Annotated in this window: 14 protein-coding genes; 5 read left to right on the top strand and 9 right to left on the bottom strand. The window is 72.9% G+C overall.

Annotated elements, in window-relative coordinates:
- Positions 1-707: 707 nt before the first annotated feature.
- Both ACFVXJ_RS24880 and lanKC read right to left on the bottom strand, forming a co-directional pair.
- On the bottom strand, positions 708-809 hold the full coding sequence (locus ACFVXJ_RS24880; protein ID WP_389664836.1) for a class III lanthipeptide: 102 nt from the start codon (positions 807-809) through the stop codon (positions 708-710).
- A gap of 58 nt (positions 810-867) precedes the next feature.
- On the bottom strand, positions 868-3,450 hold the full coding sequence (gene lanKC, locus ACFVXJ_RS24875; RefSeq protein ID WP_389664834.1) for a class III lanthionine synthetase LanKC: 2,583 nt from the start codon (positions 3,448-3,450) through the stop codon (positions 868-870).
- 315 nt (positions 3,451-3,765) lie between these two features.
- Between lanKC and ACFVXJ_RS24870 the strand changes: the two genes are divergently transcribed.
- From ACFVXJ_RS24870 to ACFVXJ_RS24860, 3 genes are all read left to right on the top strand, one after another.
- Positions 3,766-4,227: a DUF4258 domain-containing protein gene (locus ACFVXJ_RS24870; RefSeq protein WP_389664832.1), complete on the top strand. Its 462-nt coding sequence runs from the start codon at positions 3,766-3,768 to the stop codon at positions 4,225-4,227.
- 105 nt (positions 4,228-4,332) lie between these two features.
- Complete coding sequence (locus ACFVXJ_RS24865; protein WP_389664831.1) at positions 4,333-5,958, top strand: BTAD domain-containing putative transcriptional regulator; 1,626 nt, start codon at positions 4,333-4,335, stop codon at positions 5,956-5,958.
- A gap of 274 nt (positions 5,959-6,232) precedes the next feature.
- Positions 6,233-9,268 (top strand): BTAD domain-containing putative transcriptional regulator, encoded by a 3,036-nt coding sequence (locus tag ACFVXJ_RS24860; protein ID WP_389664829.1) that lies wholly within the window; start codon positions 6,233-6,235, stop codon positions 9,266-9,268.
- A gap of 229 nt (positions 9,269-9,497) precedes the next feature.
- On the opposite strand, the gene ACFVXJ_RS24855 is transcribed toward ACFVXJ_RS24860, so the two are convergent.
- Entirely contained in the window at positions 9,498-9,695 is a 198-nt protein-coding gene (locus ACFVXJ_RS24855; RefSeq protein WP_389664827.1) for a hypothetical protein, read from the bottom strand.
- A gap of 163 nt (positions 9,696-9,858) precedes the next feature.
- Here ACFVXJ_RS24855 and ACFVXJ_RS24850 point away from each other — a divergent pair, with 163 nt between their 5' ends.
- Both ACFVXJ_RS24850 and ACFVXJ_RS24845 read left to right on the top strand, forming a co-directional pair.
- On the top strand, positions 9,859-11,232 hold the full coding sequence (locus ACFVXJ_RS24850; RefSeq protein ID WP_389664825.1) for a LuxR C-terminal-related transcriptional regulator: 1,374 nt from the start codon (positions 9,859-9,861) through the stop codon (positions 11,230-11,232).
- A 506-nt stretch (positions 11,233-11,738) separates the two neighbouring features.
- Positions 11,739-12,128 carry a DUF4258 domain-containing protein gene (locus tag ACFVXJ_RS24845; protein WP_389664824.1) on the top strand — a complete coding sequence of 130 codons (390 nt, stop codon included), beginning with the start codon at positions 11,739-11,741 and terminating at the stop codon, positions 12,126-12,128.
- Positions 12,129-12,617: 489 nt separating this feature from the next.
- Here the strand turns inward: ACFVXJ_RS24845 and ACFVXJ_RS24840 are convergent, their stop codons facing one another.
- From ACFVXJ_RS24840 to leuA, 6 genes are all read right to left on the bottom strand, one after another.
- The gene (locus tag ACFVXJ_RS24840) at positions 12,618-12,869 is read right to left on the bottom strand and encodes a type II toxin-antitoxin system RelE/ParE family toxin (RefSeq protein ID WP_389664822.1); all 252 of its coding nucleotides are present in this window, start codon (positions 12,867-12,869) and stop codon (positions 12,618-12,620) included.
- Positions 12,866-13,123 (bottom strand): type II toxin-antitoxin system Phd/YefM family antitoxin, encoded by a 258-nt coding sequence (locus ACFVXJ_RS24835; RefSeq protein WP_389664820.1) that lies wholly within the window; start codon positions 13,121-13,123, stop codon positions 12,866-12,868. Before ACFVXJ_RS24835 ends, ACFVXJ_RS24840 begins: the two co-directional genes overlap by 4 nt.
- Before the next feature lie 818 nt (positions 13,124-13,941).
- Positions 13,942-14,559 carry a DUF6518 family protein gene (locus ACFVXJ_RS24830; RefSeq protein WP_389664818.1) on the bottom strand — a complete coding sequence of 206 codons (618 nt, stop codon included), beginning with the start codon at positions 14,557-14,559 and terminating at the stop codon, positions 13,942-13,944.
- Positions 14,560-14,721: 162 nt separating this feature from the next.
- Complete coding sequence (locus tag ACFVXJ_RS24825; RefSeq protein WP_389664816.1) at positions 14,722-15,189, bottom strand: lactococcin 972 family bacteriocin; 468 nt, start codon at positions 15,187-15,189, stop codon at positions 14,722-14,724.
- Between the two features lie 1,323 nt (positions 15,190-16,512).
- The gene (locus tag ACFVXJ_RS24820) at positions 16,513-17,313 is read right to left on the bottom strand and encodes an ABC transporter ATP-binding protein (protein WP_389664814.1); all 801 of its coding nucleotides are present in this window, start codon (positions 17,311-17,313) and stop codon (positions 16,513-16,515) included.
- Between the two features lie 62 nt (positions 17,314-17,375).
- Entirely contained in the window at positions 17,376-19,073 is a 1,698-nt protein-coding gene (gene leuA / locus ACFVXJ_RS24815) for a 2-isopropylmalate synthase (RefSeq protein ID WP_389664992.1), read from the bottom strand.
- Positions 19,074-19,100 lie beyond the last annotated feature (27 nt).

Below are 19,100 nucleotides of genomic sequence, written 5' to 3'. Positions count from 1 at the left end.
GGAAGTGGATACGCAACCGCGCCGCACATGCCCTGCCCCTGACCGTCCGGAAATAGTCCGGGCTGCGAGGCCGCCGTCCACAGGCCGGAGGCCAACAGGATCGTGAGCGTCGGTGGGACCGGCGCGATCCACCCCGCCTAGCGTCCCGCCGGGGCGAAGGTGGGGTGCCGATCGGTCACGGTTGGAGACGCTACGTCAGCAGAAGAGGCATGTCGCCGAGTCCCGGGAGCGCACCGTTACTTGCTTTCGGCCGTCGCAGTCCTGGGAGGACCGAACATGACGGGACGGGCTGCGGGGAATCCCCGCAGCCCGTCCCGATCCGCGAACGGATCGTCACTGCCTCTTCCGAGCAGGGGTACTACCCGTGGCTCAGTGGAAGCTGGTGTTGTGGCACTGGAAGCTGGCGCTGCTCATGAGCAGCAGGCCGTCTTCGCCCTCGGCGAGCTCCAGCTGCTGGAGGTTGAGGATGGACATCACGGTCATCTCCGTTCGGTGTTGGCGAGCGTGGGCGGGTTGCCCGTGGCTCAGTGGAAGCTGGTGTTGTGGCACTGGAAGCTGGCGCTGCTCATGAGCAGCAGGCCGTCTTCCCCCTCGGCGATCTCCAGCTGCTGGAGGTTGAGGATGGACATGGGTGTTCACCTCGATTCCTTGGGTGGAAGTTCTGTCCCGGCCGGGTCGGTCGTTGCCGCCCGGAGGCGGGACACGGCTCAGGCGAGGGTGCCGTGGCACGCGTAGCTGATGGCGCTGGCGAGCAGTGCGGCGCCTTCTTCCTCGGCGAGCTCGAGCTGCTGCAGGTTGAGTACGGACATGCGGGTCACCTCCCTTCTGTGTCGGGGTTTCGCCGGACCGGGACCGGTCCAGCAGGCTTCAGGCGGCGGTGGCCGGTACGGGGCCGCCGAGCAGGGGGAGGAGATGGTCGATGCGGCGCTGGGCGCCGTCCATCGCCAGGAGCACTCCGGCCGATCCGGTGGCCAGGTCCATCGACAGCCGGACCAGGTGCCTACCGGGGAAGGCGAGGCCGTCGCCGTGGGGTACGGCGTGCCGCCACAGGTCGCGCCGGTGGCCTTCGAGCGCGGCGGCGTCGTCGGCGCCGTCGCCGACGGCCGTCAGGAAGTACAGCAGTCCGGCGCGGCCGTCGAGCAGACCCGGGAACACGGTGAACTGGCCGCGCGCCGCCAGCCGGATCGAGGCGAGGGCCTCGGCGAGGCCCTCGCCGGTGCGGTGCTTCAGGAAGGCCGCCAGGGCGAGTCCGATGCCGGTGGATCCGGTGCCGAGGTAGAGCACGGACCGCCAGCCGTCGTCGACCTGCAGGGAGCCGTCGACGTCCGCGCACCGGGCGAGGTCGCGGCGCAGTGCCCGCTCCGCGAGGTCGAGGCAGCCCGGCTCGCCGGTGCGTTCGTACAGGCGGACCAGGAACAACGCGGCTCCGGCGGCCCCGGCGGTCAGGCCCGCCCCGGTGGTCAGGCCCGCGCCGGGGTTCTTGCCGGCCGGGTGGTCGAGCGCGGCTTCGATGCGCTCCGCGACGCGGTCGGCGATGCGACGGGCCTGGTCGAGGTGGACGCCGTCCCCGCGGCGGGCGTGGAAGCCGAGCGCGGTCAGACCCGTGCCGGGCAGTCCGGTCAGCAGGCCGAGGCTGGTCGGTTCGCCGGTGCGGTCGAGGGCCCGGCCCAGGATCTCGGTGGCCTCCTCGTGCCGTCCCAGGAGGTCGAGGACGGTGGCCACCCCGCAGGAGCCGTTGAAGAGGCCGACGGGTGCGCGGTCGATGTCCCGCAGCGTCGCTGCGGTGAGCCAGTCGGCCCACGAGGGGTCGACGGCGTGGCCCGTGGCGTGCAGGGCGTACAGGACGCCCGCCGCGCCGTGCGACAGGTTCGTTCCGCCGCCCTCCCGCGCTCCGTCGGGATCGTTGGGGAACAGCCGGTCCTCCCGGTGGGGGGTGGCGCAGGCAGTGAGCGCCGCGACGAGCCCCGCCCGGTTCTCCGCCCAGTCCCTGCCGACCGCCGGGACCGCTCCGGGGCCGGGTGGTTCCCCGGTGGTGGTCCCGCTGATCGCCGCCATGGTGGCCGCGGCGTCATGGGCGTAACCGGCCGGCAGCGGGAAGAGTTCGTGCGCCCATCGGGCGAGCTGGCCGGGCTTGGCCGGATCCGGGCCGGACAGCGCCGTCAGCGGAACGAACTGGCCCAGGCGCAGGGCGGCCAGAGCGTAGGCGTCGATGTCGGTGCCCGTGACGTGGGCGGGCGCCGCGAACCCCGGCGCCCCCAGCAGACCGCTGCGCTCCTCGCCGACGGGGTGGGCGGCTTCCAGGTCGATGAAGGTGACGGTGTCGTCGGGACGCACGATGACGTTGTTCGGGTGCAGATCGCCGAAGACGACCCCGGCCCGGTGGACGGCGGCGACCGCCGCGGCGACCTTGTCGAGGACAGAGAGCGACCAGCGGGTGTACTCCGCGTACGTCTGCGGTGTCGCCCCGGGCCGCACCAGCGGCAGGCGCAGCACGCCGGCTTTCGCCAGCGCGTCGCCGTCGATGTACTCCTGAACGAGGAAGTCGTGTTCCCAGTGGGTCTCGTAGCCCAGTACGCGCGGTACGAGACCGGTCCCGGCCAGCGCGGTGAGCATGCGGTGCTCGTGCCGCAGGCGGGCGACGGCGTCGAGTCCCCGCGCGTCGAGCCCGGCCAGGGGCCGTGCCTCCTTCAACACGACCAGGTCGCCGCTTGCGGGGTCCTTAGCGAGGTAGACCCCGCCCCCGTTGGAGAAGTGCAGCGGTCGCACGATCTCGTAGGGCAGGTCCACGCGGCTGATCTCGCCGAACCGTTCGATGCGTTCGCGGACGAAGTCGGGCATCGGAGCCCACTGCGGCGGGGTGAACGCCGCGGTCCGCGGATCGGGCACGGGCGTTCCGTCCGGCCGGGCGATGGCCAGGACGGGAGCGTCGCTCCCGTCCCGGGCCCACCGCGCGGCGAACGCCCCGTACCGCAGGAACACCGGGCTGCGCTCGCTCCAGCGCAGGTCGGACAGGATGTACGGGCCCCGCTGCCCGTCCAGTACGTCCGTGAGGGCGTCCAGCAGCGTCTTCAACTCCGCGTCGTCGGCCGGGTAGACGGCGATGAACTTCCCCGAGGAACCGCGGTGGGCGTACTTGGAGTTGAACGCCGAGAGCAGCCGGCCGCTGCGCAGGTACTTGAAGGCGACGCGGTGGGAGGTGCACACGGCGGCGGCCCGGTCCAGGACCTCCTGGGCGGCCGGGACGTCGGCCGACACGTGGATCTTCCAGCCCTGGTCCGGCAGCGGCCGGCCGAAGAACACCCGCACCCAAACGTCGGCGTCGTCCTGCTCCAGGGTGGCGTCGCCGACCCGCGGCGGCGTCCAGCGCTCGTCCTCGTCCGCGATGCGCTGCGGGAGGTCGAAGAACACCGGGTCGGCCAAGCAGAACGCGTACATCTGTTCCAGGTTCATCGCTTCCCCCTGCCGGAATCCGGTCCCGACCCGCCCCGGTCGCGGAGCACGTCTCCGCGGGGCTGCGGGCGGTACGTCGGCTCGCGGCGGTGAAGGGGCCACTCGCCGTCCGCCGGGGGTTCCCGGTGGCGGATCAGTTCGTCGGTCATGGCCACAACGGTGCGGCGGGGCGATCCTCGTGCGATGGACGGACGCCCATCGCAGCTGATCGCAGCCGACGATCGGCCGCTCATCGCGCGTGTACGGCCACCGGCGACCTTCATTCCAGGCGGCCGCGGGGCCGCGCATCGCCAAGGAACAAGGGAAGAGCCCCCCATGATCAACTCGAAGCGCGTCCGGCTCGCGCTCGTCGCCCTCGCCGCCTCCGCGGCAGCGTTCACCGCGACCCCGGCGCAGGCTGCGGCGCCCGCCCCGGCTCAGACCCGGATCCAGTCTGTGGCGACGGCGCAGGTCACATCCCTGACGGACTCGCCGATCTCGCTGATGCGCTGCCGCGATGACGGCCAGGGCTGTCCCGAACTCAAGAGCCCGTGCGGCACCGACTACGCCCCTACCACCATCCAGCACTGGTCGGACCACATGTTCGACCGGATGGCCGAGCGCGGCATCACCGAGGAGCAGGTGCGGGCCGTCGTCGCCACCGGGAACGGCTGGTGCCAGGTCAGTCAGAAGACGTTCCTGTACCAGGAGTTGGTGGGCAACCGAACCCTGGCGGTTTCCATGGCCTGGAACGGGGGCGAACCGTTGGCCGTCACTGCTTTCTGGAAGACGCGCTAAGACGCGCTAAGGTGACGGCGGCCTGACCGGCTCCCCCGTCCGGGCAGGCCGCCGCCCACACTTCCGTACACGCTGTCAGGTCGCTCGACACGCCAAGGAGTCCGGATGTGGGCAGGGGACGCGGCGGCTGACGCGCCCGACGGCGACGACGCCCCCCTCTTCCGGCTGCTCGGCCCGGTCCGGGTGGGCCTGCCCGGCGGTCCGGCGGCCCGGCCCGGTCCGCCGCGCCGCCAGGCGGTCCTGAGCGTGCTGCTCCTGCGTCGGCGCCGGCCCGTCCCGGTGGCCGAACTCGTCGCCGCCGTCTGGGGCGACGACGCGCCGGCCAGCGCGGCCGGCAACGTGCGCACCCATGCATGGGCGCTGCGCACCCTGCTCGAACCCGGCCGCACCCCGCGGGAGCCGTCCCGGATCCTGCTCGGCGACGAGCGCGGATACGCGCTGCACACCCCGGATGACTCGGTCGATGTCCGACGGTTCGAGCAACGGGTCGAGGCCGCCCGGACGGCCCGCGGACGCGGCGACACCGCCGCCGAACACGCCCTGTTGGCCGAAGCGCTGTCCCTGTGGTCGGGGGAGGCCCTGGCCGGTGTTCCGGGCCCTTTCGCCGAGGCGGAGCGCGTCCGGCTCGCCGCCCTGTGCACGGCCGCTCGCAAGCGGCACACCGCCTGCGCCCTGCGCCTGGGCCTGCACCACACGGTGGTCCCCGCACTGACCGCGCTGACCCGGGAGTTCCCGCTCGACGAGGAACTGCGGGCCCTGCTCATGCGCGCCCTGCACGGCTGCGGCCGCCAGGCGGAGGCGTTCACCGTCTTCGCCGACACGCACCGCGTCCTCGGCGAGGAACTCGGCGTCGCCCCGTGCCGGGAGCTCACGGCACTGCACGCCCGCCTGCTCACGCGCGAGCCGCCACCCGCCGTCCGCCACCTGCCCCATACGCCTGCCACCGGCCGGCCCCCCGTCCCGGGGGCGGCGCCGGCGGACGCGGCGGACCGGGCCTTCGTCGAAGCCAGGGGAGTGCTCACCGGGGGAGCGGACCGCGCCCCCGTCCCCGTCCTGGTGCTCGCCGGTCCCGCCGGTGCGGGCAAGACCGCGCTCGCCGGGCGGCTCGCGGACAGTACGGTCGACCGCTTCCCCGACGGCCGGTTCTCCGCCGAGCTGCGGACCTGGGGCCCCGACCCGGCCGGTGCCGGCGCGCTCCTGGCGCACCTCCTGCACGCCTTCGGGATCCCGGCGGCGAGGGTTCCCGCCGACCCGGACCAGCGCGCCGCGCTCTACCGGTCGGCCCTCGCGGTCCGGCGCGTCCTCCTCGTCCTCCACGGCGCCCGCGACGCCGCGCAGGTCATGCCCCTGCTGCCCGGCAGTCCCGGCAGTGCGGTCCTCGTCACGACCCGCTCCCGCGTCCTCGCGTCCGCCCTGCCCAGCGCCACGAGCGTGCGGCTCACCGGCCGCCCGCCCGCCATGGTCCAACCCGCCACGGTCCCGCCCGGCGGCCCGGACACCGGAACCCCGGACTGGACCGACCTGCGGCCCGACCTGGCCCGTGCCGCCCGTCGGCTCGCCCGCACCGCGGCCGGAACCGCAGCCGGAATCGGCCCGTCGTCCGCCGATGCCCTCGCGCCCGTACTCGGTACCGGCCTCACGGACGCGGCGCTCATCGCCGAAGCCCTCGTGGACGCAGGGGTGCTCGACACTCCCGTCCCGGGCAGCTACCGCCCGGTGAACCCCTCCTGACGGACCGGCCGCCGACCGCCGTCCCGGCTTTCGTGACGCACGCCGGAGATTCGTCACGCTCGGCCGCCCGGTGGGCCCGCCGGCCGCAAGCACCGGCCCGATCCGGCCGTGCTCGACCGGAGGCCACACCATGCCTCCTAAACGTGCATGGCATTCACATGATCCTTTGAGAGTGGGCCCATGCCGCGCCCCGCCTGGCAAGGTCGTGCCGAGCCCGGCGGGCCGGTTCCCCCAGCCGGCCCGCCCGGCCATGGCCCTCAAACGGAGGTGACGCGTGCGTACGATCGCCGCAGGGATCACGACCGGACCGGTTCCGACCAGCCACCCCACCGCGGACCGCGCGGACGCACCGACACCCGGTTCGGAGCCGGAGGCCACCGTGGACGGCGCCGGCAGCGAGCCCTCCTTCCGCGTGCTCGGAGCGCTCCGGGTCCAGCGGGCCGGAGCCGTGCTCCCACTCGGCTCGCCACAGCAGCGGGCGCTGCTCGCGATGCTCCTCCTGAGGCGCAACGACGTGGTGGACCTCGGCGAGATCGTCGACGGCCTCTGGGGAGAGGAACCGCCGCGCACGGCGGTGGGTACGGTCAGGTCACACGTCTACCGGCTGCGGCGCCCGCTCGGTTCCCGGATCGCGACGCACGGCCAGGGATACCTCCTGCACACCGCCCCGGGTGCCCTGGACCTCGACGTGTTCGACCACCTGGTCGCCGAGGCCCGCAACCGCGCCGCCGCACAGGAGCCCGGTGAGGCGGCCGGACTGCTGGCCCGGGCGCTCGGTCTGTGGCGCGGGCCCGCGCTCGCCGGCCTCCCGGGCCCGCACGCCGCGATCCACCGCGAGCGCTTGGCGGAGCTGCGGCTGTCGGTGCTGTTGGAACGCATAGAACTCGATCTGCGACTGGGTCACCACGCCCGCCTGGTCCCCGAACTCACCAGGCTGTGCGCGGAGCACCCGCTCCACGGCAGGCTGCGCGAACTGGCCGGGCTCGCGCTGGCCCGCAGTGGCCGCCATCTGCGGCCGGCAGCGGACCGGCACCCGCAGGACCGGCAGGACGGTCAGGACGCCCACCCGCACCCGGCCCCCGATCCGGCCCCCGATCCGGCCCCCGATCCGGCCTCCGTGTCCGCCCCCGGCCCGGCCCCCGCGGGCCACGAGTGCGCCGATCCGGGCGGCCCACCCGTTCCCCCGGACGGTGCCGAACTCCCCACACCGGCCCAACTCCCCTTCCCACCGGGCGACCTCATCGGCCGCACCGAGGCGGTACGGGACCTCCTCGCCGCGCTGACGTCCCCGCGACCCGGGGTCCTGGCCGTCGCCACGGTCACCGGCACAGCGGGTGTCGGCAAGAGCGCGCTCACCGTCCACGTCGCCCAGCGCCTGCGGGACCGGTTCCCGGACGGACAGCTGTACGCCGACCTGCGCGGTACCTCGGCCGGCCCGGCGGACCCCGCCGCGGTCCTGGCCGGCTTCCTGCGGGCACTCGGCGTCCGGGAGCCCGCGCTCCCCGACGGACTGCCGGAGCGGGCCGCGCTCTTCCGCACGACGGTGGCCGACCGGCGGCTCCTGCTGCTCCTGGACGACGCCCGGGACACCGCCCAAATCGAGGCGTTACTGCCGGGCTCGCCCGGCTGCGCGGTGCTCGTCAACGGCCGGGCCGCGCTGGACGGGCTGCAGACCGTACACCGCGTGCGCCTGGAACCCCTCGCGGCCCCCGAAGCGCTGGCCGTGCTCGCCGCCGCCGCGGGACCGCAGCGGATCGCCGCCGAGCCCGGCCAGGCGGCGGACCTCACCGAGCGGTGCGGCGGACTGCCCCTGGCCCTGCGGCTGGCCGGGGCCCGGCTCGCGGCCCGGCCCTCGTGGTCCGTGTCCGACTTCGTCCACCTGCTCGACGGAAACCACCCGGCCTTTCCCGCGCTGCCCCCGCTCGCCGTGTTTCCCGCGCCGGCCGGCTCCCAGGACGGCATCACGGCGTGCGTCCGGCCCAGTTACGACCTGCTCGACGGCGAAGAGGCCCGGCTGTTCCGGCTGCTGGCACTTCCCGGCCGGGGCGCCACCGATGTCGCGGGGGCGGCCGCCCTCGGCGGGCTGGCACCGGCGCGCACCGGGCAGTTCATGGAACGGATGACCGGGCTGGGCCTGCTGGAGTCGCCCCGCCCCGGGGTGTACCGCCAGTACCCGCTGCTGCGGACGTTCGCGGCCGAGTGCTCCCGCGTCGAGGACCGCCCCGAAGAACGGACGGCGGCCCTCACCCGCTTCCTCGACCACCTGCTCGCCGAGGCCCGCACCGTCCACGCCGCCGAACGCCCGGGGCACCTCGTCCCCGGCCTGCTGCCCCCTGACGGCCGCCCCGCCCGCCCCGACAGCCGGCGCCGGTTGCTCGACCCCGACCACGACGGCGCGCTCACCGTCGCCGCGCAGATCCTCGAAACCGTGCCGTCGGCCGTGGCCGTGGCCGCCGATCTGGCGCTCGCCGTCGAACCGCTCCTGGAGGACTCCCACCTGTGGGCCCGCTGCCTCGACCCGCTCCGCACGATCCTTGGGACCGCGCAGGACCAGGGACACCTGCGCGCGGCCGGCAGGGCCGGCTACGTGCTGGCCAGCGCACTGGGCCAGTTGGGACGGCTGGACGAGGCCGGCCGGATGCTGGACGTCGCCGAACACGCGGCGCGGGCGGTGGGTGACGACGCGGTGCACACCGGAATCCTCAACCGCCGGGCCCATCTGTGCCAGTACCTGGCCCGTTGGCACCAGGCCGACGCCCTGCACCGGGAGGCCGTCGCCGCCGGTGAGGCATGCGGCAGCGCCTGGGCCGGCCGCAGCGCCCGCGCGGGGCGCGTCAGCACACTGCTGCGCCTGGGCCGGCGCGACGAGGCCGCCGAGCTCAGCCGGACCACCCTGGCGTCCTCCGTCGACGCGGGGGACCGGGGCGGCGAGGCGTACGCCCTCTACAACCAGGGACTCACCGCCCGCCACCTCGGCCGCCCCGACGAGGCCGTGGCCCGACACCGGCAGAGCGCCGAACTGGGGGCGAGCTACGGCTCTCCCGCGATGGAGGCGATGAACCTGGTGTCGGAGACGGCCGCCCAACTGGCCGGGAACCGCGTGTCGGAGGCCGTGGACTGCGGCGAACGCGCGGTCGCGGCGACCGGCCGGCTCGGCTGGCAAGCCGCCGAGGCCCGGGCCCGCCGGCTCCTGGAGACGGCTCTGGCGGCGGCCGGCGACCGCCCGCCCGTCGGGCCCGGGGAACCGCCCACTGCCCCGCCCCGGCACCCGCACGCGCCGCCGCCCCGGCCCGAAGCCCCCTCGGCCTGACGGGGGCGCGGCGCCCGGCCCCAGGGCCGCGATCCGGACGAGCGCACGACAGCGCCCCGCACGGTTTCCCGTACGGGGCGGCATACTCCGGGCACCACCTGGCGGTCACGGCGCCGCTCACGGCGCCGGACGTGCTCGACGTGCCCTTATGACGACCGGGTCGGGCCCACAACCACCCAACCGACAGCGGATGGAGTCCGCTGCCCCCGCACCCGGTCTCCCGGGCGGCTCAGTCGAGCGGCTTGCCGGGGCACCAGGCGTCGCCCCAAGCCGTCGTCACGATGCACGGCTTGTCGTCGTGGACGCCGGCCCACGGCGGTGTGGTGGTCGTCCCGTGCCCGGAGGCGGAGGCCGCAGCGGCTGCGCCCCCCAGCATCCCGGTGCTCAGCACGACCGCGAACAGCGTCCGCAGCAAGATAGCGCGCATGGTGTCAATTCCCCTCGTTTCGACGACAGTCCGGTCACGGCGGGGCGGTGGTCCTGGTCGGGGAGCCGTTCCTGCCGTGGGCACCAGCCTGCCAGTCGCTTGACGGTACACACATACCCGACGGTGGATCATGATCCTGCCAGGCACGTTTAGGAGGCATGTGATGGAGACGGACGGCGGACCCGGCGCGGCGGTGACGGTGCCCGGCCTCGACAGCACGGCGGTCATGCTCTACCGGTGGGCGGTCGTCCACGAACGCCTCACTCCGGCGACCCTCACGCAGGCCGCGGCCGAGACCGGAGTCAGCGCGCGGGCGTGCCTGTCCGCGGTGCGGGCGCTGACCGACTCCTGCCTCCTCACGGAACTCCCCGCCGACGGCGACGCGGGGGAACCGGCCGGCTGGCGGCCGGTCAGCCCCCAGGCCGCCACCGCGCAGCTGCTGTCCGACCGCGACACGGCCCTGCGCGCGCAGGAGGAGGCGCTGCGCGAACAGCGCCGGCGCATCCAACTGCAGCGCGACGGGCTGGCCGCCCTGACGCCGGTCTACCTCCAAGCCCGCCGCCACGCCTTTCCGCAGGGCACGATCGACCACCTGCCGGACAAACTGGCGGTCCGCTCGCTGCTGTCGGACGTGATCGACTCCTGCCGTAGCGAGGTGCTGGTCTCCAAGCACGGCGGGGCGTTCCCGCCCGCGGCGCTGCGGGAGGCGCTGCCGCGCGACCTGGCGCTGCTCGGACGGGGAATCAGGATGCGGAGCCTGTACCAGCACGCGACGCGGTTCGACCAGCCCACCCGGCTGCACGCGGAGCAACTCATCGGGGCGGGTGCCGAGATACGGACGCTGCCGGAGGTGCTCCCGCAGATGATCATCGTGGACGGGTCGCTGGCCCTGCTGCCGGCCCGGTCGGGCGGTGCGCTGCTGATCCGGGAGCCGGACCTGCTGGCGTATCTGCTGGACGTCTTCGAGCGGGACTGGGAGAACGCCGCGCCGTTCGCGACGGGGCCGCAGGCCGCGCACGACGTGTCCAAGACCATGAAGCAGAGCATCCTCGTGCTGCTCGCCAAGGGGCTCAAGGACGAATCCATCGCCCGCCGCCTGGGCATCTCCCTGCGCACCTGCCGCCGTCACGTCTCCGAACTCCTGGAGGTGCTCGGTGCGCACAGCCGTTTCCAGGCGGGAGTCATCGCCGAACGCCAGGGCCTGACCGCCCACCCGGACCTGCCCGCCCCCACCACCCCCCACCCGGATCCGCCCCCGCCCACGTCCGCCCCCGCCCCCGCCCCCGCCGCCCCCGCTCCGGCCGGACCCGCACCCGAACCGCCCGCCGACGCCGCCGGGTCCGGTACGCGGGCGGACTGTCCCGGCTGCGGCGGGCCGGTACGCGCGGCTGCCGCCGCCCCGGGCCGCTCCGCCGGCCGTCCGCCCCGCCACTGCTCGCCCCGCTGCCGCGCCCGCGCCTACCGGGCGCGGCAGCGAGGCCAGGGCGCGGGACCGGCCTCGACGGGTGTCACGAAACCCACCGACCGCATCACTTGACCCCCGCCCGCCCCACCACCACCGCCCGCCGGCACCGAGCCGGCACTGTCTTACGGGGGCACCCGTCCGGTTCTGGTACGAGGCTTTCCGGTCCACCCCTCCGGACGGCCTCCGGGCTGCCCTCGCCGGACCGGTCGATGCTCGCCCCACCTCACCGACCGGCAGGCGCTGTCACTCGGCCGAATCCCGGCCGCGTGCTTCGTATCGACCAGCTCGCCATGCGAAGCACGCCCGGACGCCGCTCGGCGTAGTGAGCCGCGGCAGCTTCCTTGCGGGCGGTATGCCGGATCGCGCTCATCGCCACGCACACGGTCCGGCGCTTCGGCACCAACGTCCGGCACGCCGCTGTGCGGGCTCCTCACCGCCCCGCCGGGACTGCTGATCCCGATGGTCGGGCGCCGATGGTTGCCGGTGATCTTCTGCTGATCACCCGTGGATCGCCGCCGGGCACCGTTTGCGCAGCGGCCGGTCGGCCGCGCACACAGCACCCGGAAGAGGGAATCACCGTGAACACCTCGAAGCGCCTTCGGCTCCTGGCCCTCGGCTTTGTCACCTCTGCCGTGATGGGCATCTCCGGCCCCGCGATGGCCGCCACGACGACCGCGGGCCCGCCCATCCGCGGCGGACACGAAGTGACCGACCGCTGCTACTCGGATGCCGCGCCGAGCGCCTACGACCGCATCACCCAGCACGCCCGCGACCGCATGAACGAGCGCCAGGTGACCGAGGAGGACGTCCGGACGGTCGTCAGGCTCGGTGCCAAGAACGCCGTGTGCCAGCAGAACGGGAACTGGCGCTACACGCTCGGCCTCTCCAGCGGCGGCGAGCTGGTGGTCCTCGTCGGTCTCGGCGACGGCGGCTGGAACGTCGTCACGGTCTTCTGGAAGGGCGAGTAGCAGCAGTCGGTTCCGCGATCCGTGCCTCCACCGGCACGCCGCCGCAGGCACGGTCGCGGCCGGCCGCACGATCCCTGCGGCGGCCAACTCCGGTGACACGGCGAGTGCGAGAAGGGCGGTGCTCCGGGGTCGGGGCGTTTCCGGAGCCGACGGCGGTGTGCTCGGCACACGAGGTCGGCGACAGCGGTGCGGATGACGCCGCGGCTGACGGCGTGTCCCGGGCGCGGTCGGGGAGCGGAGTGGCCGTCCGGACACTCGGTGCGGACGGTGTCGGTCGCGCCCACTGCGCGCCGCCGGCCCGCCGGTCTCCGGCCCTGGCGCGCCCGGGCGCGGTGGGAGCGGAACGCGGCCGGGCCTGCCCTACCGCTCGGTCTGTCGGCCGGCCGGCCGGCCGGTCGGGCGCGCCCTCACGCGTCAGGGCCGGCGCTGCTCCCCCTGCCCGGCGCACCGCTCGGCGAGCCGTACCAGCCGCTCGTGCGTTGTTGTCGGTCAACCGAGACGGCCGATGTGGACGACCACGATGGTGATCGTGGTCTCGCTGATTTCATACAGGACCCGGTAGCGCCCGACGTGCATCCGACGCAGATCGGGGGAGCCGTACTCGGCACTGCCCTCAGGGCGCGGCCGGTCACCGAGGAGGTCGACGGCGTCCATCAACTGCCGCAGCCCGTCGGCATCGTCCTTGAGGAACCGGGCGGCCGCGTCGATCGCACCTTCGTCCCAGACGATCGAGTACGTCAACCGCGCTCCAGTCCGAGCCGGGTGCGCACCTCGTCATGCGGCACTGCCGCTGTGGCGGTGCCGGCGCTCTGGCGCTCGCGGTACAAGGCGAGAGCAAGGGCGTCCTCCAGGTCGGCGAGCTCCTGGGGGTTGATGAGCACGGCCGCCGGCTGGCCGTGGTCGGTGATCGTGATGCGTTCACGGGCGTGGGAGGCGCGGCGCACCAGTGACCCGAACCGGGCGCGCGCTTCGGTGATCGGCAGAGTGTCACTCATGTGCAGAACTGTACACTTCCCGCGTCTTCGTCTGGAAGGTGTGCGGCAAGGGGCCGGCCACGTCCGCGGGGAACCCCTCTCGTACCCGGACGGATCCCGGTGCGATGGAGCTTCCTAGTCTGCCTACTTCACGTGGCTCGAGCCGGCGAGGGACGGCGCCACCGTCGGTCGGGACGTCGAGGACGGGCAGGGCGTCGGTGTTGCCGGCAGTGGGCGAGATTCATGCCGGTCCAGCGAAGACCCGCCTCGGCGCCGGTGCTGGTGCGGATCGGGCAACGGCCCTGGCTGTCCTGCCTCTGCTACGCGGGCCTCGACTGCCCGCCTCGGCGGTCGGCCGCCTGGTCCACTTCGGTGGGGCGTCGAGGTCCCTGACGTCCATCGGACCAGGTGACCGCGCTCGGTCGCTGCCGGGACCTCCCCGCTCTCCCCGACCGGCACGTGCCGCCGGGCCCGGACCAAGCCGCGGCACGCCTACGTCGATTTGGTGGGCGGGACCTTGGACGGCCTGCTGCTTGATGTGACGGGCTGGGACCCGCAGGAGGTCGTCGACGGGGCGATGCTGATGTCAGAGCACGGCCGGGCGGCGGGTCTGACTACGAGCCGGCTGATGCGGACTCCGGGGCCGGCGACGTCGGCCGGTTCGTGTGGCGCGGCGACGTCCCGTAGTCACAGGCGACCCCCAGACCAATGGGCACCGGGCCTTGCCCGTGGGCGAGATCGGCACGGGCTACCTGGCCCCCAACCGGCCTCTGGCGCATAGCAAGGAGGTCCGCTCTGTTCGGGAGCGGGTTTCGTCACAGCGACTTCGCAGCAGCTTGTCAGGTCTGGGCTTGGGACGTTCGTCGGCGCCAGGTGTTCACGGCGGCGATGGCAACGAGAACCAAGAACACCGCTATGGCCAGCCCTCGGGTCACACTCCAGGTGGTACCGACCAACGCTTCCTGCCTATCCGCTTCGGCGGAGAGACGCATGGTGGTCTCACAGATCATCACGACTGGCACGAGCAGCCGGCAGGGAAGGCGGAAGGGCCCTGTCCGGGCACAGTGCCCCGCAAGCCCGCAGATAGGCCCCAGAAGCAAGGCGAACACACACCACAAGGCGAGCATGGAAAGGAAATCGCCCCATGCAAAACTCAGGGCTCCTGAACTCGGGCGGCTGAAATCGGGCTGCCTAAAGTCGCCTTGCGTTGCCTTCGTCACATAGTAGGCGAAGACGGTAACCACGAGGGACGCGAACCCCATTACGGCCGCGCGCCTTTTCGAGTTGGCCAGTAGCCCTGAAAAGAATGCCACCAGGGCGTACATCCAGCCTGCTACGAGCGTGACACTGGCCGCATGACTCGCATGCCCACCTGCTGATTCCAGAGTGGGACCGGAGATTCCGACGATCACACCACCAACGAGGGTTAGCGCGACAGCCGATAAAAAAGAACGCACGTGCGGGACCTCGATACATCGGATGAAGGGTGCGCGCAACCTTACCGGGTCCCTGCTCACACCGCTAGGCCGCCAATGAAGGACCCGAAGGCCTGGCCATCCCGCAATATGTACGGTTGGCCAGACCTTCAGAGAGAAGGCGAAAGTGCGACGCCATGGAGCTCAGTAGACGCCCCAGTAGGCGTTGCATGTGTACGCTGCGCCGGCGGTGATCCCCGCCGTGGCCCAGACGTCGGCTTCGCTGATGTCCTTGTCGACTCCGCCCGCGAACGCCACGCTGGCCGAGTGCTTCTTGCTCGGGTGGATGTAGTTCGAGTAGCACCTCTTGCCATTCCACTGGGCCGTGGTGCCGTAGTTCCAGGTGCCGCCGCCGACGCTTTGGGCGGCTATCCCGGCGACACCCGACTTGGGGGCCGTCGACACGTTGAACGAGGCCACACCCCACGTGGTCGGCTTCTCACCGTGCGGGCCGATGAGCGCGGCCGGAGGAGTGGCTCCCTCGGCCGCCGTAAACACCTGGAACTGCGGGGCTGCCGGGGTAGCCGCAGTGGCGGTTCCGGCAGAGACGAGAGCTCCGGCGGCAGTCAAAACGGAGACTGCGGCGAGAGTGATCTTACCGGGCTTCTTCAATTCATTCCCCGTCTACTAGTGGTCACGATTTGTCTCCTCGCGCTCTGGTGGCTTGAGTTGACGGGGATATCTTGCGTACATGTCGATCTCGCCGAGAAGTCATCTTCGAGACAGGCAACCACCCGAATTCAGGCATTCCGCATAAGCGTCGACGGACAGAGTCCTGCAATAGCAGGAAGGATAGGCGACCTTCCATGCATTTAATTATTTCAGCTATCATGGCCGATTATCGACTGGCTCGAATGAGACCAGCTCACCGGGCGTTGAGCTCATGAACGACGGGCCGATCTCGGCCGACGCGCCGTGCACACCATCCAAGGACCAGCGATTACCCGCTGGGCAGAACTGGGTGATGTGGCCGAAAACGACCAGCGCGCTCCCCTCATCTCGTCACCCGCACCAACATCGAGCCAATAGCCCACACCAAGAGGGGCGCGGCGACAAAAGCAGCCGGACCGCGTCGGAATCCTGCTGGCACACGACATGGGAGAGATCGCCGGCGGCGGAGGGGGCCGTCCAGGCGCGCCGTGGGGATGACTGAAAGGCAAAACGAAGGAGGCCGACGACCCGGCTGCACGCGGAGCAACTCATCCGGGGCGGGTGCCGAGATACGGACGCTGCCGGAGGTACTCCCGCAGATGATCATCGTGGACGGGTCGCTGGCCCTGCTGCCTCTCCGAACTCCTGGAGGTGCTCGGTGCGCACAGCCGTTTCCAGGCGGGAGTCATCGCCGAACGCCAGGGCCTGACCGCCCACCCGGGCCTGCCCGCCCGCGCCCCCGCTGCCGCGCCCGTGCCTACCGGGCGCGGATGAAGGGCCAGGACGCGGGGCCGGACCCGACGGGCGTCACGAAACCCACCGACCGCATCACGTAACCCCACCCCACCGGCTTGTTGAAGGCGGTTTGGAAAGCCGTTCACCGCCGCCTCGCCACTCCATCGGGATTGACCGCGGCGGGCGCCGAGCGGCCGCCCATCACTTCCGGGCCGAGCCGCCGTTGCGGGGAAGCCGCATGCAGGACGGAAACCCATGACCGCCCTGGAAGACAGGCGGGTCCGGCGGCAGTGGAAACCCGGTCGCCACGCGCGGTGCCACGCGCGGTGCCATGCGCCGACGGCCCGACGGCCCGACGGCCCGACGGCCCGACGGCCCGACGGCCCGACGGCCCGACGACCGCGGCGCCGGGACGCGGCCCTCCCACGCGCACGGGAACCGGCCCCGGGTGTTCGCGGGGCGCGGCCGGTCCGCCGCTCGAACAGGCGTCTGACCCTGGAGTGCCCGCCAGGACGGACCGGGCAGGCGCCCGGGGCCGATGCGCCGGGTCTACGGGAGGCCCGAACGCCCTGTCCGTACGTTCCACCGGCCGTCGGTCCTGGACAGCGCGAGGGGGTGGCCGAAGCACCTGCCGACCAGCTCGCCGTTCAGCACCCGCTCGACCCGCCCGGCGGCGAGACAACGCCCCTCGCGCAGCAGCAACGCGTGGGTTGTCCCGGTGGGCAGCTCCTCCAGGTGATGGGTGACCAGTACCGACGCCAGTCCGGGGTGGGCGCGACCCAGCCCGTCCAATCGGTCGATCAACTGTTCCCGCCCGGCGACGTCCAGACCCGTCGCCGGCTCGTCGAGCAACAGCAGCCGGGGGAGGGGCATCAGCGCCCTGGCGATGAGCACCCGGGTCCGCTCGCCTTGCGAGAGCACGGGCCAGCGCGCCTCGCGACGGTCCCCGACGCCGAGGAGTACGAGGAGTTGGTCGGCCCTGGCGGCCTCCTCGGGGGTCGGAGACCAACGCGGTACCCGCTCGACGCTGTTCGTCAGCCCGGTCAGGACCACGTCCCGCACCGTGAGCGCCGAGCGCAGGGGGTGGCGGGGGTCCACGTGTCCCACGTCCGCCCGCAGCGCACGCAGGTCCACCCGGCCCAGCTCGTGGCCCAGCACCTCGACCGTGCCGCGCGTGGGATGCGTGAGTGCGCCGAGAAGGCGGAGCAGGGTGCTTTTGCCCGCGCCGTTCGGCCCCAGGAGCGCCCAGTGCTCGCCGGGTCGCACGGTCAACGACACCCCCCGCAGAACGGCCTTGCCGTCGCGGACGAGGTCCACGCCGGTGGCGCGCAGCACGGGAGCGGGTCGCACGGGGGCGGGCGGTACGGGAGCGGGCGGTACGGATACCCCCGGGGCGGTGGCGCTCTTCCCCCTCACGCGCCCGCCCGCATGACGCGGTTGCAGGCGGAGAGCACGGCTTTCACCGATGCGGACAGGACGCAGGTGTCCCATCCGGCGCCCCAGCGGGTGACCCCGTCCACCCGGCATTCGACGTAGGCGACGGCGGGACTGTCGGGACCGACGGCCGTGGAGTGCTCGGCGTAGTCGAGGATGTCGACGGCGATCCCCGCGGCGCCCAGGGCCTCTGCGAAGGCCGACAGGGGCCCGTTCCCCCGGCCCACCAGCTCGCGCTCGTCCGCCCCGGTGACCAGGGTGCAGACGAACTCGTGCGCACCCGGCGCCGTCCGGGTGGTCCGCCACGCGCCGAGCGTCACCGGGCCGGCCTGCGCCGAGGTGATGTACGTGCGGTGGAAGAGGTCCCACAGGTCTTCGGGGGACAGCTCGCGGCCTTCCGCGTCCGTGACGTCCTGCACCACCCGCGAGAAGTCCGGCCGCATCCGGTCGGGCAGGTTCAGCCCGTGGTGTTCGCGCAGCAGGTGGGCGATGCCGCCCTTGCCGGACTGCGAGTTGATGCGGATGACCTCCTCGTACGTCCGGCCGATGTCCGCGGGGTCGACGGGCAGGTACGGCACCTCCCACGGTGCGCGCCCGGCCGGCACACCCAACTCGCCTGCGTGTCGCGTGTGGTGGGCCATGCCCTTGCTGATGGCGTCCTGGTGGGTCCCGGAGAAGGCCGTGTGGACGAGGGCGCCGCCGTAGGGGTGGCGGGGGTGCACGGGCAGTCGGGTGCAGTCCTCCACGACGTCCCGTACGGCGTCGATGTCGGAGAAGTCGACCATCGGGTTCACGCCCTGGGCGTAGAGGTTCAGGGCCAGGGTCACCAGGTCGACGTTGCCGGTCCGCTCGCCGTTGCCGAACAGACACCCCTCCACCCGTTGCGCACCGGCCATGACGGCCAGTTCGGCGCAGGCCACGCCCGTACCGCGGTCGTTGTGCGGGTGGACCGACAGGATGACCGACTCGCGGCGCGCCAGGTGACGGTGCATGTACTCGATCTGGTCCGCGTACACGTTCGGGGTCGCGACCTCGACCGTCGCCGGCAGGTTGTGCACGACCGGACGGTCGGGGCTCGCCTCCCACAGCTCCGTCAGGCCGTTGCAGACCTCCAGGACGAAGTCCGGTTCGGTGAGGTTGAAGACCTCGGGCGAGAACTCGAAGCGGATACCGGCGCCCGGCCGTTCCTCCGCGCGCCGCATCAGGTACGTCGCGGCCTGACGGATGAGCGTGTGCACCTCGTCCCGGGTCCGGCCGAGGACCACGTCGCGCCAGGTGGGCGCGGTGGCGGTGTACAGGTGGACGAGCGTACGGGGCAGGCCCTCGACGGACGCCAGGGTGCGGTCGACGAGGTCGTGCCGGGCGGCGGTGAAGACCGATACGGTCACGTCGTCGGGAACCGCGTCACTCAGCGCGAGGTGGCGTACGAAGTCGAAATCGGTCCGACTCGCGGACGGATAACCGACCTCGATCTCCTTGAACCCCATCGCGCACAGCAGGTCGAACATACGGCGCTTGCGGGTGATGTCCATGGGTTCGGCCAGGGCCTGGTTGCCGTCCCGCAGGTCGACGGGCACCCACAGCGGGGCCCGGGTGAGGTGCCGGGACGGCCAGGTCCGGTCCCGCAGGGGGAGCGATACGCGCTCGTGCGCGGGCCGGTAGCGGTCGTGCGGCATCGTGCTCGGCCGCTGCGGGTTCCACGC

This window comes from Streptomyces sp. NPDC058279, assembly GCF_042881255.1.
GTDB lineage: Bacteria > Actinomycetota > Actinomycetes > Streptomycetales > Streptomycetaceae > Streptomyces.
This window is presented reverse-complemented; position numbering and strand designations above follow the sequence as displayed.

What these genes read in the sequence shown, in the direction of transcription:
- ACFVXJ_RS24835 (WP_389664820.1), bottom strand. Translation starts at nt 13,123, where the DNA reads ATGAGTGACACTCTGCCGATCACCGAAGCGCGCGCCCGGTTCGGGTCA.
- ACFVXJ_RS24855 (WP_389664827.1), bottom strand. Translation starts at nt 9,695, where the DNA reads ATGCGCGCTATCTTGCTGCGGACGCTGTTCGCGGTCGTGCTGAGCACC.
- ACFVXJ_RS24865 (WP_389664831.1), top strand. Translation starts at nt 4,333, where the DNA reads ATGTGGGCAGGGGACGCGGCGGCTGACGCGCCCGACGGCGACGACGCC.
- ACFVXJ_RS24870 (WP_389664832.1), top strand. Translation starts at nt 3,766, where the DNA reads ATGATCAACTCGAAGCGCGTCCGGCTCGCGCTCGTCGCCCTCGCCGCC.
- lanKC (WP_389664834.1), bottom strand. Translation starts at nt 3,450, where the DNA reads ATGAACCTGGAACAGATGTACGCGTTCTGCTTGGCCGACCCGGTGTTC.
- leuA (WP_389664992.1), bottom strand. Translation starts at nt 19,073, where the DNA reads ATGCCGCACGACCGCTACCGGCCCGCGCACGAGCGCGTATCGCTCCCC.
- ACFVXJ_RS24850 (WP_389664825.1), top strand. Translation starts at nt 9,859, where the DNA reads ATGGAGACGGACGGCGGACCCGGCGCGGCGGTGACGGTGCCCGGCCTC.
- ACFVXJ_RS24880 (WP_389664836.1), bottom strand. Translation starts at nt 809, where the DNA reads ATGTCCGTACTCAACCTGCAGCAGCTCGAGCTCGCCGAGGAAGAAGGC.